Origin of the sequence: Bradyrhizobium neotropicale (assembly GCF_001641695.1) — a bacterium.
Classification (GTDB): domain Bacteria; phylum Pseudomonadota; class Alphaproteobacteria; order Rhizobiales; family Xanthobacteraceae; genus Bradyrhizobium; species Bradyrhizobium neotropicale.
The window spans coordinates 50,213-66,498 of sequence record NZ_LSEF01000028.1 but is presented as its reverse complement, the minus strand read 5'-3'; the positions used below and the strand labels follow the sequence as shown (position 1 = coordinate 66,498).

Below are 16,286 nucleotides of genomic sequence, written 5' to 3'. Positions count from 1 at the left end.
AGGCGTTTACCCGATCCAAACCCGTGAAGCCAGACAATCCGCAGTCGAAATCGCGGGTGGCTGATGGCTGACAGGAACTGGCATGCGGGCAGCACGATTCTGATTTCTGTGCAGGCCGTCGTGTGTCTGGCCTGCACGGCTGCCCCTGCGCGCGCCGTCGCGCTGTCCGACCAATTCGCATCGTCCGGCCATGTCGGCAGGCTCGATCCCGGCGTGATCTGGGAGGCTCTCATCGCGGGCGTTGCCGTCAGCGCCTTCTTGGCCGCGATCGTTCTGTGGATCCATTCCGCGCTGCGCCGGGCCAAGCGGGCGCAGTTGCGGCGCAATGCCTTCGTCTCCTCCGCCATGAACAATCTCAACCAGGGCGTGGTGATGACGGATGCGCAGCGGCGCATCATCTTCTGCAACGACCGCTATACCGAGATCTACGGCCTGTCGCGGTCGGACCTCTGGGCCGACATGACCGGCTACGACCTCCTCAAGCTGCGGCGCGATCGCGGGGTCCTCGGTGTCTCCGACGACGAGTTCTACGAGAAGGCGGCAAGCCACAACGGCCTGATCACCGAGCTGCCGGACGGGCGCGCCATCCTCGTGAAGTATTACGTGCTGCCGAACGGCGGCTCGGTGGCCACGCATCTCGATGTCAGCGAGCAGCGCAGGCTGTCGCGGCAGCTCGCGTCCACCAAGCAGTTCCTGGAGACGGTGCTGGACAACGTGCCGGCCTGCGTCGCCGCGAAGAACATCGAGGACGGCCGCTACATTTTCGCCAATAGCGCCTATGAGCGGTTCTGGGGCTTCTCGCGGGACTACGTCGTGGGCAAGAACGCGCGGGAGCTGTTCGCACCCGCCTCGGCGGCGATCATCGAGGCGACCGACCGGGCCGCGCTGGAGGCAACCGACGGCCAGTTCCGCAATCAGTTCGAGGTCGAGCGCGGCGGGACGCAGCGCATGGTTGCCTCGATTCGCATTGTGGTCCGCAACGAGAGCAACCAGCCGGAATTCCTGCTGCTGGTGTTCGAGGACATCACCGACCGGCGCTCCCTGTCGCAGGAACTGGAGAGCACCAAGAAATTCCTCGAGCTCGTGGTCGACAACATCCCGGTGGCGCTGATCGTGGAGCAGGTCAAGGATGGCCGCTACCTGCTCGCCAATCGCAGTGCCGAGACGATCCTCAACCGCAGGCGCGAGGAGGCCACCGGCCTGACCGCCTCCGACATCTTCAACGCCAAAGAGGCGAAGCTGATCATCGCGCGCGACGAGGCCGCGATCAAGAAGCGGGGGATGATCACCGAGGAGCACCCGATCTCCACCAAGGATGGCCTGCGGCTGTTCCTCACCCGCCGCGCCACCGTGCTCAACGATTCCGGCGAGCCGCAATATCTGATCAAGACCCACGAAGACGTCACCGACCGCCGCCAGACCGAGTCGCGGATGGCGCATATGGCCTATCACGACGGGCTCACGGACCTGCCGAACCGCGCCGCCTTCCTTCAGGCACTGACCCAGATGATCGAGGCCTGCGAGGGCACCGGCGAGGAGTTCGCCGTGCTCTGCGTCGACCTCGACGGGCTGAAAGAGGTCAACGATGTCTTCGGCCATGCCCTCGGCGACAAGCTCCTGATCGAGGTGGCCCAGCGGCTTCAGGACGCCGCCCGCGGCGGCGTGGTGGCGCGCCTGTCCGGCGACGAGTTCGGCCTGATCATTGACGGCAAGCAGCCGGACGCCGGCCTCGCGCTGGCGCAGCAGCTCGGCCATGCCCTTGCCCAGGAATTCCAGATCGACGGTCGAGCAGTCCGCGCCGGTGTCACCACCGGCATGTCGATCTTCCCGCACAATGGTGCGGACGCCGCCTCGCTGCTCGCCAATGCCGGTGCGGCGCTGTTCCGCGCCAAGCAGAAATCGCGCGGCTCGATCAGCCTCTACCAGCCCGAGATGGACCAGCAGATCCGCGACCGCCGCGTGCTGCACCAGGACCTGTCGAAGGCGATCAAGAACGGCGAGCTGTCGCTCGCGTTCCAGCCGCAGGGGATCGCGGGCCACAGCGTCGCCGAGACCGAAATCATCGGCTTCGAGGCACTGGCGCGATGGCAGCATCCGGTGCGGGGCCAGGTCTCGCCGGCCGAATTCATCCCGATCGCGGAGGAAAGCGGCCTGATCGTCGAGATGGGCGAATGGATTCTGCGCGAGGTCTGCCGCGAGGCGGCGTCATGGCCGAAGCCGCTCCAGGTCGCCGTCAACCTGTCGCCGGCGCAGTTCATGCACGGCGACGTGGTCGGGCTCGTCCATTCCATTCTGCTCGAGACGGGCCTCGCGCCCGGCCGGCTGGAGCTCGAAATCACCGAGGGCGTGCTGATCGAGGATTTTGACCGGGGCCTCGCACTGCTGCGCAGGCTGAAGGCGCTCGGCGTGCGCATCTCCATGGACGATTTCGGCAGCGGCTATTCCTCGCTGAGCTATCTCCAGGCGTTCCCGTTCGACAAGATCAAGATCGACCGCACGTTCGTCATGAATCTCGGCCGCAACCCGCAATCGGCGGCGATCGTCCGCGCCGTGATCGAACTCGGCCACGGCCTCGAAATGTCGATCATCGCCGAAGGTGTCGAAACAATCGAGCAGCTCGCTTTCCTCGCTCGGGAGGGATGCGACGGTGTGCAGGGCTATCTGCTCGGCAGGCCCAAGCCGATCGAGCAGTATGCCCGCCTGATCGGCCGCGCCGAGACAATGGAGCTTGCGCTCAAGACCGGCTAGTGGTGAGCGGACGCTTCCTCGCTTCCTCTCGACGGTTTCATGGCGGATTACGATCTCGCGATCATCGGCGGCGGCCTGAACGGTGTCAGCATCGCGCGCGATGCTGCCGGCCGCGGCCTGCGTGTCATCCTGTTCGAGCAGGGCGATTTGGGCGGGGCCGCGTCATCGGCGAGCCCACGGCTGATCCATGGCGACCTGTCGGTGCTGGAACGGCGCGGCTTCCGGCGCGTGCGCCGGGCGCTGGCGGAGCGCCGGACCTGGCTGTCCATCGCGCCGCATCTGGTCCGCCCGATGCGCTTCGTGATTCCCGCGCATTCCGACGGGCGCCCGCCATGGCTGCTGCGCGCCGGCTTGTTCCTCTATGACCGCCTTGCCGATCGCAGCGGCCTGCCGCCATCGACAACCCTCGACATCACCCACCATCCCGTCGGCAACGCGCTCAGGCGTCCGTTCGGCACCGCCTTCGACTATTCGGACTGCGTCGTCGACGATTCCCGGCTGGTGGTACTCACGGCGCTGGATGCGGCCGAGCGCGGCGCTGCGATCCGCACCGGGGTGCGTTGCGTGCGCGCGGATAGAGGGGATTTCTGGCGGCTCGCGGTGATCGATCGTGGCCATCGCCGAGTGATCACCACCCGTGCGCTCGCCAATGCGAGCGGCGGCTGGACTTCGATGGTCGCGGAGACCGTGCTGCGGCAGCCGGCGCCGCCGATGGCGGCGATGCAGATGAGCCAGATCGTCGTGCCGCGGCTGTTCGAGTCCGACAATGTCTATGTCTTCCAGAACAGCGACGGGCGGCTGATCTTCGCAAGTCCCTTCGAACGTGCGTTCACGCTGATCGGCACGGTCACGCATGCCTTCACGGGCGATCCGGCGATCGTGGCGATGCAAGGCGCCGACGTCACCTATCTCTGCGAGGCCGCCAGCCGCTATTTCCGCGAGCGCGTCGTTCCGACCGACGTGGTGCGAACGATCTCCGGCGTCAACCTGACGCTGACATCCGCACGGGGGCGGGACGGGACGATGCTGTTCCACGCCCGCCGCCGCAAGGCGCCGCTGCTCACGATGTTCGGCGGCGACGTCACCACTTCGCGCCTGCGCGCGGAGCGGGCGGTGACGAAGCTGACGCCGTTCTATCCGATGTCGCCGCCCTGGACGGCCGGCGCGGCGCTGCCGGGCGGAGAATTTGCCTGGCATCGCTTCGATACCGAGGTCGACATCGCGCGCGACCGCTGGCGGTTTCTCGAAGAGCCAGAGGCGCAGCGGCTGGTCGCGGCCTATGGCACGCGATTGCCGGCGGTGCTCGGCGAGGCCAAGAGCCGCGACGAGCTTGGTCCGGCCTTCGGTCCCGAGTTGACGGGTGCAGAGGTGCGCTATCTGATGAGCCACGAATGGGCACGCTTCCCCGACGACATCCTGTGGCGCCGCTCCAAGCTCGGCCTGACCATGCCCGCGGCGGATCGCGACGTGCTCGCGGCGTTCATGGCGAGTGTGAACGATCCGCCCGAACCGGTTGAGCAAAGGCCGATCCGCCGCTAGCGTGCGGCGGCATCGGGGCTGGCAGGGAACATGTCTGAAGATTTGCCTGGAACGGAAGTCGTGGCGCATGCCGCCGGCGGAGAGGCGCACCCGGCGGCCGGCCAGCCGCTGCTGCGCATCGAGGGCGTTGCCAAGACGTTCGGAACGTTCCGGGCCGTGGACGGCGTGTCGCTCGACATCAAGGCCGGCGAATTCTTTGCGCTGCTTGGCCCGAGCGGTTGCGGCAAGACCACGCTGCTGCGCATGCTCGCAGGCTTCGAGGCGCCGGACGAGGGACGCATCCTGCTCGGGGACAAGGACATCGCGCAGGCGCTGCCGCATGAGCGCCCGATCAACATGATGTTCCAGAGCTACGCGCTGTTTCCGCATCTCTCCGTGCGCGACAACATCGCCTTCGGCCTGAAGCGCGCCGGCATGGCGCGCGCCGACATCGCCACCCGCGTCGCGGAGATGGTGGCGCTGGTGAAGCTCGAGGGGCTGGAGAAGCGCAAGCCCGACCAGCTCTCCGGCGGCCAGCGTCAGCGCGTGGCGCTGGCACGCGCGCTGGCGCGCCGGCCGCAGCTTCTCCTGCTCGACGAGCCGCTCGCCGCGCTCGACAAGAAGCTGCGCGAGAGCACGCAAGCCGAATTGATGGATCTGCAGCGCAGGCTCGGCATGACCTTCATCATCGTCACCCATGACCAGGAGGAGGCGATGACGATGGCCAGCCGGATCGGCGTGATGAATGCCGGCCGGCTCGATCAGGTCGCGACCCCGCGCGAGCTCTACGAGGCGCCGCGCTCGCGCTGGATCGCGGAGTTCGTCGGCGACATCAACCTGTTCGACGGTGAATTCAAGCTGCGCGACGGTCATCGCCTTGTCATTGCCACCGATGGAGCGGGCACGCTGGTGGCGGCCGAGCCGCGCGAGCCGGTCGGCGCCACAAAGTTGTCGGTCGCGGTCCGCCCCGAAAAGGTCAAGCTGTCGCGCCGCGCCCCGGTGGGTGAGGGATCGGCGATCAACCAGCTCGACGGCGTGATCGCGGATATCTGCTATCTCGGCGGGTCCACCACCTACAAGGTCAAGCTCGGCACCGGCGGCATGGTGCAGTCCTCGGTGACCAACTCCGCGCGCCTCGACGTCGACGCCTACAGCCTGAACCAGCAGGTCGTCGCGTGGTTCTCGCCCGACGACTGCATGGTGCTGGACCGATGAGCGCGCGCCGCATCTTCGCCCGGCCGGCGCGGTTTGCAGCCATCGCGCCCTATCTCTGGATGGCGCTGTTCTTCCTGGTGCCGTTCGGCTTCGTGCTGAAGATCAGCCTGTCGCAGACGGCGATCGCGCAGCCGCCTTACTTGCCCGTGTTCGACCTCGCGGCGGGCTGGACCGCGCTCAAGGCCGCGTTCGCCGCGCTGTCGATCGACAATTTCAAGCTGCTCGTCTCCGACGAGCTCTATGTGTTCGCCTATGTGCGCAGCCTCACCGTTGCCGCCACCGCGACTGCGCTCCTGCTCCTGATCGGCTACCCCATCGCCTACGGCATGGCGCGGCTGCCGAAACGCTGGCAGGCCGTGGCAATGGTGCTGGTCATCGTGCCGTTCTGGACCTCGTTCCTGATCCGCATCTACGCTTGGATCAACATTTTGCAGCATGATGGCCTGCTCAACCAGATCCTGCTGGCGCTGCATCTGGTCAATCAGCCCGTGGTGTGGCTTTCCACCGACAGCGCAATGTATCTGGGCATCGTCTATTCCTATTTGCCGTTCATGATCCTGCCGCTCTATGCCACGCTCGCCAAGATGGAGCCGGCGCTGGAGGAGGCCGCCGCCGATCTCGGCGCGCCGCCGCTACAGGTGTTCTGGCTCGTCACCTTTCCGCTGTCGCTGCCCGGCGTCGGCGCCGGCGTGCTGTTGTGCTTCATCCCGATCGTCGGCGAGTTCGTGATCCCGGATCTCCTGGCCGGCTCCAATTCGCTGATGATCGGCCAGACGCTGTGGCTCGAATTCTTCACCAACAAGGACTGGCCGGTTGCGTCCGCTGCGGCCATCGTGCTCCTGATCGTGCTGCTGGCACCGTTGCTGTTATACGAGCGACTGCAGCGGCGGCAGTTGGAGAAGCGGTGAGATGCGCAAGTCCTCCCGCCTGTCCCGCTTCAACATCGCCTCGCTCGCGCTGGGGCTGGCCTTCCTTTATTTGCCGATCCTGATCCTCGTCATCTATTCCTTCAACGATTCGCGACTGGTGACGGTGTGGGGCGGCTGGTCGCTGCGCTGGTACCGCGAGTTCTTCAATGATCGCGCGATGATCGAGGCGGCCTGGATGAGCCTGCGGGTCGCGGTCTGTTCCGCGACGATTGCCGCGCTGCTCGGAACGCTTGCTGCGGTAGCGCTGTCGCGTGGCGAGCGCTTTCGCGGCCGCACGCTGTTCTCCGGCATGCTCTATGCGCCGCTGGTGATGCCGGAGGTGATCACCGGGCTGTCGCTCTTGCTGCTGTTCGTGGCGCTGAACGCCGAGCGCGGCTTCTGGACGGTGACGATCGCGCACACCACGCTGACGATGTGCTTCGTCGCGGTGGTGGTGCAGTCCCGCCTTGGTTCGCTCGACCGCTCGCTGGAGGAGGCCGCGATGGATCTCGGCTGCGATCCGGTGCGCGCGTTCGTGGCCGTCACCCTGCCGCTGATCGCGCCCGCAATCGTCGCGGGCTGGATGCTCGCCTTCACATTGTCCCTCGACGATCTCGTGATCGCGAGCTTCACCACTGGCCCCGGCTCGGCAACGCTGCCGATCCGGATCTATTCGGAGGTGCGGCTCGGGGTAAAGCCCGAGATCAACGCGATCTGTACGCTGGTGATCGCGCTGATCGCGGTCGTCATCGTCATCGCCTCGCTCGCCTCGAAACTGTCGAGCTCGCGGGGCGAGAGCGCCGCGCCGCTCTAAGCCGTCATTCCGGGGCGCGCGTAGCGCGAACCCGGAATCCATTGTTCAGCGGGGTACGTGGCGGAATGGATTCCGGGCTCGCGCCAAGGGGCGCGCCCGGAATGACGTTGATTACGACTTCACCGCGCCCGCGGTGAGCCCGCCCACCATGTAGCGGCGGAAGGCGTAGTAGATCGCGGCCGGCGGCAGCGCGTAGATGAAGCCGGTGGTCATCAACAGCTCCCAGGGCGAGTCGTCGGCGGCGAGGAAGTTGCCGAGCGCGACGGGGAGCGTGATCTCGCGGTCGTTCGACAGCAGCAGGAACGCGTAGAGATATTCGTTCCAGGCGAGCAGCACCGCATAGGTGCCGATCGCCACCAGCGAGGGCATCATCAGCGGCAGATAGACCAGGCGGAAGATCTGGAGCGTGGTGGCGCCGTCCATCACGGCTGCTTCATCGAGCTCGACCGGCAGCTTGTCGGAGGCCTGCTTCAGCACCCAGATCGCGTAGGGCGAGGCGATCGTCACCATGGCCAGGATTAGTGACCAGTGATTGTTGAGCAGGCCGTAATTGGCCATGGTGCGGTACATCGGCACGGCGAGGAACGCCGCGGGGATGAAGTAGGTGAAGAGCGCCAGATTCATCACGATGCGCCCGCCGGGCACGCGCAGCCGCGAGATCGAGAACGCCGCTGCGGTGGCGATGAACAGTGTCATCACGCCGACGGCTGCGGCGATCAGCGTCGAGTTCCAGAACTGCACATAGAAGTCGCGCAGGAAGTAGTGCTGCTGATTGAACACGATTGAGAAGTTGTGCAGCGTCGGATGATCGGGCCACAGCTTGCCCGAGAACGCGTCCTCCTTCGGAGAGATCGCGAACAGGAACATGTGGTAGATCGGGATCATCGTCCAGAGGAAGACGGGAATACCGATCAGCAGCAACCGCGCTTCGGTCGCGACTTCGCGTAGGGTAGGGAGCTTCATCGCGACAACCGTTTCATCATGAAGTACACGAGCGGCAGAACGAACGGCATCGCGCAGACGATGGAGGCCATCGCGAGCGAGAGCTGGTCGAGCCGGAGATAGCGGATGCCGAGCGTTGCCAGCACATGGGTGAGGTCGGCCGGCCCGCCGCCGGTGAGCAGGTAGACGCTGTTGAAGTCCCCCAGCGTCCAGATCATCGAGAGCAGCGTGCAGGTGACGTAGAGCGTCTGCATCGATGGCCAGGTGATGTAGCGGAATTTCTGCCACCAGCTCGCGCCATCAACCTCGGCGGCCTCGAACAGGTCATGCGAGATCGCAAGACGGCCGGTGATCAGGATCAGCGTCCAGAACGGCAGCGACTTCCAGATGTGCACGGCGATCGCCATGGTCAGCGCCACGGTCGGATCGTTCAGCCAGTTGGGGCCGTCATCGCCGGTTAAGGTGAATATGAGGTGATTGACCATGCCCCATTCGGGATTGAGCATGAAGCGGACCGACAGGATGGTCGGGATCGACGGCACCGCCCAGGGCAGGATGAAGATCACCGAGAGCCATTTGATCCAGGTGCGCTGCTGGGCGAAGAAGCCGGACAGGAACAGCGCGATCAGCATCTTGATGTTGATGCCGATGACCAGGAAGATCAGCGTGTTGACCGCGGCGCGTGCGAAAATCGGATCGTTGTAGAGCGCGACATAGTTTTCGGGAGCGCGCGCCAGCCACAGCCCGTAACCGACGGGATAGACGACGAAGGCAAGGAAAACGAGCAGGTAGGGCGCGAGCAGCACGATGCCCCAGACCTGCGCCGGCGTTAGCCGCGACGACAAGGGCGGGGAGGGCATGGCCTGATCGCCAGAGAGCGTAATCGCCATTCTTCAGGACTCTTTGAACGGACTGCCGACCGCGTGATGCGGCCGGTGATGGTTTATCACCTCTCCCCGCGGCGCGGGGAGAGGTGAGGATGATTTAGCCCGCGACTTGCTTGATGCGGACGATCAGTTCGTCGACGGCCTTGTCGACCGGGACCTTCTCGCTCACCACCCGGTTCATCGCCTTGGCCCACACGTTCTCGTTGTTCAGGATCGTGAACTTCCAGTTCTTGGTGAAGTCGAACGGCGCGGTGCCGCCCATGAACTGGTTGTAGACCGCCTTGCGGTGCCGGTCAGCCTGCCAGAACGGGCTGGCCTGGCTTTCCTTCGTCACCGGGAACCAGCGGCCGAGCGCGCCTTCGATGTAGGGGCGGACATTCTCTTCCTGAAGCAGGAAGCTGAGGAACTGCTTGGCCTCGGCCTTGTTCTTGGCCGCGGTGAAGATCAGGCCGGTTTTGACGTCGGAGCGGTACTTGATCGTCGAACCATCCGGCGCCTTCGGGAAGGACGCGGTGATGATGTCCTGCTCGTAGGCCTTCTTGCCGGCTTCGCGCTGCTCGGGCGTGAGCGCCTGGTTCTGGGAGTCCTCGTACCACTTTGCTGCGATCGAGATCGTGAAGTTGTGCGTCATCACGATCGTCTTGTTGTGGAAGGCAACGTTGTTGTCCGGATCCTTCCAGGTCGTGGACGAGGGCGGCGTGCAACCCTTGATGTAGGTGTCGGTGTAGTCCTTCATCGCCTTGATCAGGCCGTCGCGCACCTTGGGATCGTCGACCAGGAGCTTGCCGTCGTCGTCGACCAGCTTGACGTGGTAGGCGTCCATGAAGGTGTAGAACGATTGGAAGGCGTCGGTCGATTCCACGCCCATCGGCTGACCGACTGCATAGATGCGCTGGCCGGTCGCCTTGCGGATCGCCGGCTGCACCTTGTCGCACCAGAACGTCCAGTAGCCGTTCCAGTCGGTCGGGATGTCGCTCTGCTTGAAGCCGGCCTTCTCCAGCATGTCGTTCCAGATCTGGACGTGCATGCTCTGCTGCTTCAGCGGAAAGCCGTAATAGGCCTTCTTCTTGGCGACGTCGTTGTAGAGGATCGACGCTTCCAGTGTGTTCGGTGCGAACCGATCCTTGATCGGCTCCATGACGTCAGACAGATCCTCGAGCTTGCCTTCGTAGGCCCACTTGCCCTGCGCCTGCACGTCATAGGAGTCGGAATAGGCGATATCCGGCACGGTGCCGGCATCGAGCGCGGCCACCGTCTTCGGAATCATGTCCTGAATCGCATACTGCGACAATTCGACCTTGATGCCGGTCTTCTCTTCAAACTTCTTGATGGCCGCGATCAGCGCGTCGTCTTCGGACCGATAGAAGCCCTTGCCCCACCAGACCGTGATCGTCTTCTGCTGCGCAAATGCGGGTGCAGTGGCCGCAAACAGCCCGACCGCAGCAACCGCGAGTGATAATGCGCCAATAACCTTGGATCTCACGTTTTTCTCCCTCAAACGACCGGCATTTTAACCGGTTGGCTAAAACACTAGCGCATGGCCGTGGGCCGATCTAGCGGCTTCTTGTCCGACCTAGGTCTGGTGTGAGGCCTGTTGAGATGCGTCAGTCGCGCATCGATCCAAACGCCGCATTAATTCGCCCTGATCAATTCGCGACGTGCCCGACCTCGATCCGAGCGACAACATCAAAATGATTGCGGATCAATTTCGCCTCTGACGCTGCTGAAGTCCGTTACGGCTCAAGCCGGCAATCAAAGACGCCAAACTGTCGCCTTAGCGGGTCCGAGGTCTGGCATTGAAGCCCTTCGATCGGTCGTCCTCCGCGATCGATCGGACACCAGGACCGCGCACCCGATCGGCTCAGGACTAGTTCGACTTCGCGCTCTCTTTGGCGTTCTCCACCGTCGGCGACACGTCCGGCGCGGGGCGCTTGCCGCTGCCGGTGATGCGTTCGATCGCGGAGCGCACGGCATCGCCGGTCTTGCGATCCTTCAGCATGTCGAGCAGGGGCGCCGAGGCCGGCGAGCGGCGGATCAGGCTCTCCGGGTCGGGGAAGATCAGTGGGTCGTCCCAGGGGCCCTGCACCACGAAGGGCAGCTCGAAGCCCGAGCTGGTGTTGAGGCTCGCCACGCCCTTCATGTCGTATTCGCGCGTCGGGACCGACGCGGTGCCGGTCAGCGTGATCTTGGCCGAAGGTCCTTCGACGCGGATGTCCTCGGCGGTGGCGATCCCGTCGGCGAACTTCACCGAAATGGTGAGATTGTCGTACGGCGTCGAGCCGTTGCGGAAATTGCCGCCGCCGGACAGCGGCCGCCGCTCCAGCCGTTTCAAGAGCTGCTCGGCGTTGAAGCCCGAAATCGCGCCGTCATGCCCGATCACGCTGGCGGTGCCGTCGAGCGATTGGGCGAGGCCGAACGGGCTCGAGCCGGAGGCGACGAGCGACACGTTGATGTTGCCGCGGCCGGACAGCTTGTTGATGCCGAACAGCTCCGAGGTGCAGGCCTGGAGGTCGACATCGGTGAACTGCAATTGCGCCTTGACGTCGGCGACGGTGTCCGAGCGCGCGATGCCGAACGAGCCCTTGGCAATGCCGCCATAGACCTGCGCCTCGCCGACCGAGAGCGCCAGCGTGCCGTTGCGCAGGTTCGCGCCGATCGCGGTGCGGCCGAGCTTCGACGGCCCGACCGTCAGCCGCGCCGCCGACAGGCGCATGTCGAGGTCGGTGGTCGACAGGCCGTTGAGATCGAACAGCTGCCTGTTCCAGTCGCGCGCGCCGCTGGCCAGCAGGCGGAAGGTCGAGATGTAGGGCGTGAAGTCGAGCGCGTCGGCGGCCAGTGTCGCCGACAGCGTCTGTCGGCCGTTATTGGCGTAGGTCATCACGCCTTCGGCAACGTTGCCGTCAAGCTCGACATTGACGTTGGTGAGCGCGATCGAGGCGCCCACCACATTGGCCCGCGCCTTCAGGGCGAAGCGGCCGAAGCCGCCGCTGCCGGGCTGCGGCTGACCGGCCCAGCGCAGCGCGTTGCGCAAGGACGGGCTGTCGATCGTGAGGGTGCCCTCCATCATCGGGCTGGTGCGGTTGGCGACGCTGCCGTCGAAGGCGAGCTTGAGCGGCGCGCTGGCGATCCGCGCCTTCAGCCCCGAGCGGTCGCCCGAGAGAGCGGCAACGAAATCGGCGAAGCTGATCGAGCCGTCGACGCGCTCGCCGCGCCAGTCGAACTGCCCGGTCGCGGCAAAGGACCGCGAGATCGAGGGCCAGGCCAGCGACAGGTCGATGTCCTCGAGCTTCTCGGTCGCGTGGGTGGCGACATCCTCGTAATTGAGCACGCCGTCCTGGATCCTGATCTCGGAGAACGAGACCTGGTTGTCGGCGCCGGGCTTCATCGTGCGCGCGATGGTCTGGATGAAGGGCGTCCAGTTGCTCTCGCCGTCCGGCTTGAGGCTGACATGGATATGCGGCCGCAGCAGCATCAGGTCGGCGATCTCGAACCGTTGCAGCAGTAGCGGCAGCAGCCGCAGATTCGCGGTGAGTACGTCAACATGCAGCGCCGGATCGCTGGTGCCGCCGCCCTTGAGGCCGACATCGTGGAAGGAGATGTAGCTGGCCGGCAGAAGCGAGATGTCGATCGCGCCTGCGACATTGAGCTCGAGCCCGGTGACGTCGCGGATCTGCGCCTCCACCGCCTGGCGCAGCGCGTCGCGGTTGATGAGCCATGAGGTCGCGATCAGGGCGATCAGCACCACGCCGAGCAGCGCCGCGATCGGCGTCCCGAGGCGCTTCATTCCTTGGGCCATGGTCAATGGCGTGTCCTGATCGGGTTGGTCGTTGGAGCCAGTAGGGCGGGCCGGAAAACCTGCGCGCCCATACCCAACCCCCGCAACTTGATGGGTTTTCTTGTCGCTTTCAAGGCCGCGGGGCGGTTATGCCCACGGCGTGGGCAGCTTCTATCATCGGTCGGCGGGGCGGAGAACCCCGTATCATTGACGGCCTCGGACCATTTCGCCTAATAATCGCCGCGAATGAAGGGCGCGCGACGCCTCCAAGCCGAAGGTTTCCTGCATGAACAAGGTTTATCCCGACGCCAAGTCGGCTCTCGACGGCATTCTGAAGGACGGCATGATGGTCATGTCTGGCGGCTTCGGCCTCTGCGGCATCGCCGAGGAGCTGTCGGACGCGATCCGCGACTCCGGCGTCAAGGGCCTCACGGTGGTCTCCAACAATGCCGGCGTCGACGGCATCGGCCTTAGCCGCCTCCTGGAAACCCGGCAGATCAAGAAGATGATCTCGTCCTATGTCGGCGAGAACAAGCTGTTCGCCCAGCAATTCCTCGCCGGCGAGCTGGAACTCGAATTCAACCCGCAGGGCACGCTCGCCGAGCGCATTCGCGCCGGCGGCGCGGGCATTCCGGCCTTCTACACCAAGACCGGCGTCGGCACGCTGATCGCCGAAGGCAAGGAAGTGAAGGAGTTCGACGGCGAGAAGTATCTGATGGAGCGCGGCCTGTTCGCCGACCTCGCCATCGTGCACGCCTGGAAGGGCGACACCGCCGGCAACCTCATTTACCGCAAGACCGCGCGCAACTTTAACCCGATGATGGCGACTGCCGCGAAGATCACGGTGGCCGAGGTCGAGCATCTGGTTCCGGCCGGCGAACTCAATCCCGACCACATCCACACGCCCGGCATTTTCGTGAAGCGCATCGTCGAGGTCGGCGCGGCCAAGAAGCGCATCGAATTCCGCAACACCCGCCCGCGCCCGGCAGCTTAAGAGATCAGGAGAGTCACATGGCCTGGACCCGTGAAAAGATGGCCGCGCGCGCCGCGAAGGAACTGCGCGACGGCTACTACGTCAATCTCGGCATCGGCATCCCGACGCTGGTCTCGAACTACATCCCGGACGGCATGGACGTCAGCCTGCAGAGCGAGAACGGCATGCTCGGCATGGGACCGTTCCCCTATGAGGGCGAGGAAGATGCCGACCTCATCAACGCCGGCAAGCAGACCGTGAGCGAGTTGCCGTCGACCGCCTATTTCTCCAGCGCGGATTCCTTCGGCATGATCCGCGGCGGGCACATGGATCTGTCCATCCTCGGCGCCATGCAGGTCGCCCAGAACGGCGACCTCGCCAACTGGATGATCCCGGGCAAGATGGTCAAGGGCATGGGCGGCGCGATGGACCTCGTCGCCGGCGTCAAGCGCGTCGTCGTGGTGATGGAGCATTCCGCCAAGGACGGCCCGAAGCTGCTGAAGACGTGCAACCTGCCGCTGACCGGCGAGCGCGTGGTCGACATGGTCGTGACCGATCTCGCCGTCTTCACCATCGACAAGCACGGCGACGGTGGCATGGCCCTGATCGAGCTCGCCGACGGCGTTTCGCTCGACGAGGTCAAGGCCAAGACCGAGGCCGAATTCCGCGTCGCGCTGAAGAACACGTAAGGTTTCGCGAATGGGCGCGCGCATGACGATACGGTCTGCGCGTCCCGACGATGCCGATTTCGTCGCTAGAACCATCTTGTCAGCGCAGCGCGGCTACCGGCCGCGCGGCTGGTTCGATGTCGCTCTCGGCTGGCCCGAGGTGCAGTGCCTGGATTTCATGGCGCGAATCGCGGTCGCACGCGCGGTGTCGATGTGGCACGTATCGCAATTCATCATCGCCGAAGTCGACGGCAAGCCTGCTGCCGCACTCTGCGCGCTGCTTGCAGCCGGCACGGGACCTGCGGCCTGGCGCGCAGTCGAGGAGGTCGCAGGAACGACCGGGCTCGCCGCGTCGGAGCTGGAAGCGATCCGGCAGCGCGGCGCTTATGTTCGGGGCTGCTGGGTGCAAGGCGGCGAGGGTGACTGGATGATCGAGCATGTCGCGACCGATCCCGCTCATCGCGGCCGCGGCCTGTTGCAGGCGCTGATCGCGCGTGCACTGGACACCGGCAAGGCGGCCGGCTTTGCGCGGGCAACCATTTCGTTCTTGATCGGCAATGACGCCGCCGAGCGCTGCTACAGCAAAGCGGGATTTGTCTTTGCGGAAGAGAAGCGTGATCCCGCCTTCGAGGCCTTGATCGGCGCACCCGGCTTTCGAATGTTCGCGCGGGCGATTTGATTGATCTCGCGGAGCTGTAGGGTGGGCAAAGGCGCGAAGCGCCGTGCCCACCATCTCTCTGCGATTGCGGCGGTAGTGGTGGGCACGCATCGCTTTGCCCACCCTACGGCGCCCATGCGGGCGGCACGTCCGCATCCATATCGTCATTGCGAGCGCAGCGAAGCAATCCAGGGTCTTGCCGCGGAGACGGTCTGGATTGCTTCGCTGCGCGCAATGACGGCGTGTGTGGCGCGGTCTCCTCCAATTCACATATCAACGCATCGACATCTACGACCTCGCCGTCCACACCTTGCCGAGCCGCGCCGACACGCTCGCGACCCACGACGTCTCCTCGCGCACCAGGCGGAAGCCGAGATTGGCGGGCGGCACGCCTTGCGCGCAGCCGCCGGCGCGGGCGTCGCGGATGAAGTCGGTGACGTAGGCGCGGTGGGCGCCCTCGACGACGCGCACACCGCAATTCACGGTCTGCGGCGCGGGCTTGCTGCTCTCGTCGACTCGCGAGCGCACGAAGCAGGTCGAGGTCCACTCCCAGACATTGCCGGCGAGATCTTCGACGCCGTGCTCGTTCAGGCCAAACTTGCCGAACGGATAGGCCGTGGTGTCGGAGAGGTCGCGATCGGACTCGCGCTCGTAGCGGCTGATCCAGCGTTTTGACGGGTCGTTCGCATCCACCGGCAGGCCGTCGTCCTTGAACCTGCTGCCGGCCGCATAGGCCCACTCTTCGTCGCTCGGCAGCCGCCACGTCTGGCCGGTCCTGCGCGACAGCCAGATGGCATAGGCTTGCGCATCGTGCCAGCTCACCTGCACCGCGGGACGATCGGGCGCGAGCACGACGCCGCGGTCGAGCGCGCGGCACGCGCCGTCGTATACGCAGAGCTGGTAGTCAGCCGATGACACCTGCTGCTGCATGATTGTGAGCGGCTTTGCAAAGCGCACGTTGCGCAGCGGCGCTTCCGCCTGCTGGCCGCCGCGCGTGAAGTCGCCGGCGGCGCGATAGGAGAGGTGGCCCCGCGCGATCTCGACGGTCGCGGGCTCCCTCGCCGTGCCTTGGATCGTCATGTCCGAGACCAGTGGCGCAACCGCGATCGGCCCTGCGAGCCCGGCAACGCAGGCCAGTGCCAACTTCAGCTTGAATGCGAGCAGCATGATCATTCCCCGA

The 16,286-nt window shown here is 65.2% G+C and carries 13 protein-coding genes; 8 read left to right on the top strand and 5 right to left on the bottom strand.

What is annotated here, in order from left to right; genetic code table 11:
• Nucleotides 1-63: 63 nt before the first annotated feature.
• Genes AXW67_RS06155 through AXW67_RS06135 form a run of 5 tightly spaced genes read left to right on the top strand, consistent with a single transcriptional unit; the run spans nucleotide 64 to nucleotide 7,203 of the window.
• Nucleotides 64-2,748 (top strand): sensor domain-containing protein, encoded by a 2,685-nt coding sequence (locus AXW67_RS06155; protein WP_063677146.1) that lies wholly within the window; start codon nucleotides 64-66, stop codon nucleotides 2,746-2,748.
• A gap of 39 nt (nucleotides 2,749-2,787) precedes the next feature.
• Entirely contained in the window at nucleotides 2,788-4,287 is a 1,500-nt protein-coding gene (locus tag AXW67_RS06150; RefSeq protein WP_063677145.1) for a glycerol-3-phosphate dehydrogenase, read from the top strand.
• A gap of 30 nt (nucleotides 4,288-4,317) precedes the next feature.
• Nucleotides 4,318-5,481, top strand: a complete 1,164-nt coding sequence (locus AXW67_RS06145; protein WP_063677144.1) for an ABC transporter ATP-binding protein — start codon at nucleotides 4,318-4,320, stop codon at nucleotides 5,479-5,481.
• On the top strand, nucleotides 5,478-6,389 hold the full coding sequence (locus tag AXW67_RS06140) for an ABC transporter permease (RefSeq protein WP_063677143.1): 912 nt from the start codon (nucleotides 5,478-5,480) through the stop codon (nucleotides 6,387-6,389). Before AXW67_RS06145 ends, AXW67_RS06140 begins: the two co-directional genes overlap by 4 nt.
• Before the next feature lies 1 nt (nucleotide 6,390).
• Nucleotides 6,391-7,203: an ABC transporter permease gene (locus AXW67_RS06135; protein ID WP_063677142.1), complete on the top strand. Its 813-nt coding sequence runs from the start codon at nucleotides 6,391-6,393 to the stop codon at nucleotides 7,201-7,203.
• Nucleotides 7,204-7,314: 111 nt separating this feature from the next.
• Here AXW67_RS06135 and AXW67_RS06130 read toward each other — a convergent pair whose 3' ends face one another.
• The 4 genes from AXW67_RS06130 to AXW67_RS06115 all read right to left on the bottom strand — a co-directional run bounded on the left by AXW67_RS06130 (nucleotide 7,315) and on the right by AXW67_RS06115 (nucleotide 12,828).
• A complete protein-coding gene (locus tag AXW67_RS06130; RefSeq protein ID WP_027553259.1) occupies nucleotides 7,315-8,166 on the bottom strand; it encodes a carbohydrate ABC transporter permease in 852 nt (283 codons plus the stop codon).
• Complete coding sequence (locus tag AXW67_RS06125) at nucleotides 8,163-9,035, bottom strand: carbohydrate ABC transporter permease (RefSeq protein WP_027553260.1); 873 nt, start codon at nucleotides 9,033-9,035, stop codon at nucleotides 8,163-8,165. Before AXW67_RS06125 ends, AXW67_RS06130 begins: the two co-directional genes overlap by 4 nt.
• A 94-nt stretch (nucleotides 9,036-9,129) precedes the next feature.
• On the bottom strand, nucleotides 9,130-10,515 hold the full coding sequence (locus tag AXW67_RS06120; protein WP_063677141.1) for an ABC transporter substrate-binding protein: 1,386 nt from the start codon (nucleotides 10,513-10,515) through the stop codon (nucleotides 9,130-9,132).
• Nucleotides 10,516-10,899: 384 nt separating this feature from the next.
• The gene (locus tag AXW67_RS06115) at nucleotides 10,900-12,828 is read right to left on the bottom strand and encodes an AsmA family protein (protein WP_063677140.1); all 1,929 of its coding nucleotides are present in this window, start codon (nucleotides 12,826-12,828) and stop codon (nucleotides 10,900-10,902) included.
• A gap of 265 nt (nucleotides 12,829-13,093) precedes the next feature.
• Here AXW67_RS06115 and AXW67_RS06110 point away from each other — a divergent pair, with 265 nt between their 5' ends.
• From AXW67_RS06110 to AXW67_RS06100, 3 genes are read left to right on the top strand one after another with little or no spacing between them, the layout of a single operon-like run.
• Nucleotides 13,094-13,801, top strand: coding sequence for a CoA transferase subunit A (locus AXW67_RS06110; protein ID WP_063677139.1), 708 nt, complete (start codon nucleotides 13,094-13,096; stop codon nucleotides 13,799-13,801).
• A 17-nt stretch (nucleotides 13,802-13,818) separates the two neighbouring features.
• Complete coding sequence (locus AXW67_RS06105) at nucleotides 13,819-14,469, top strand: 3-oxoacid CoA-transferase subunit B (RefSeq protein ID WP_063677138.1); 651 nt, start codon at nucleotides 13,819-13,821, stop codon at nucleotides 14,467-14,469.
• A 22-nt stretch (nucleotides 14,470-14,491) separates the two neighbouring features.
• Entirely contained in the window at nucleotides 14,492-15,127 is a 636-nt protein-coding gene (locus tag AXW67_RS06100) for a GNAT family N-acetyltransferase (protein WP_063677295.1), read from the top strand.
• A 267-nt stretch (nucleotides 15,128-15,394) separates the two neighbouring features.
• Here AXW67_RS06100 and AXW67_RS06095 read toward each other — a convergent pair whose 3' ends face one another.
• Nucleotides 15,395-16,273, bottom strand: coding sequence for an SUMF1/EgtB/PvdO family nonheme iron enzyme (locus tag AXW67_RS06095; RefSeq protein WP_063677294.1), 879 nt, complete (start codon nucleotides 16,271-16,273; stop codon nucleotides 15,395-15,397).
• Nucleotides 16,274-16,286: the final 13 nt, after the last annotated feature.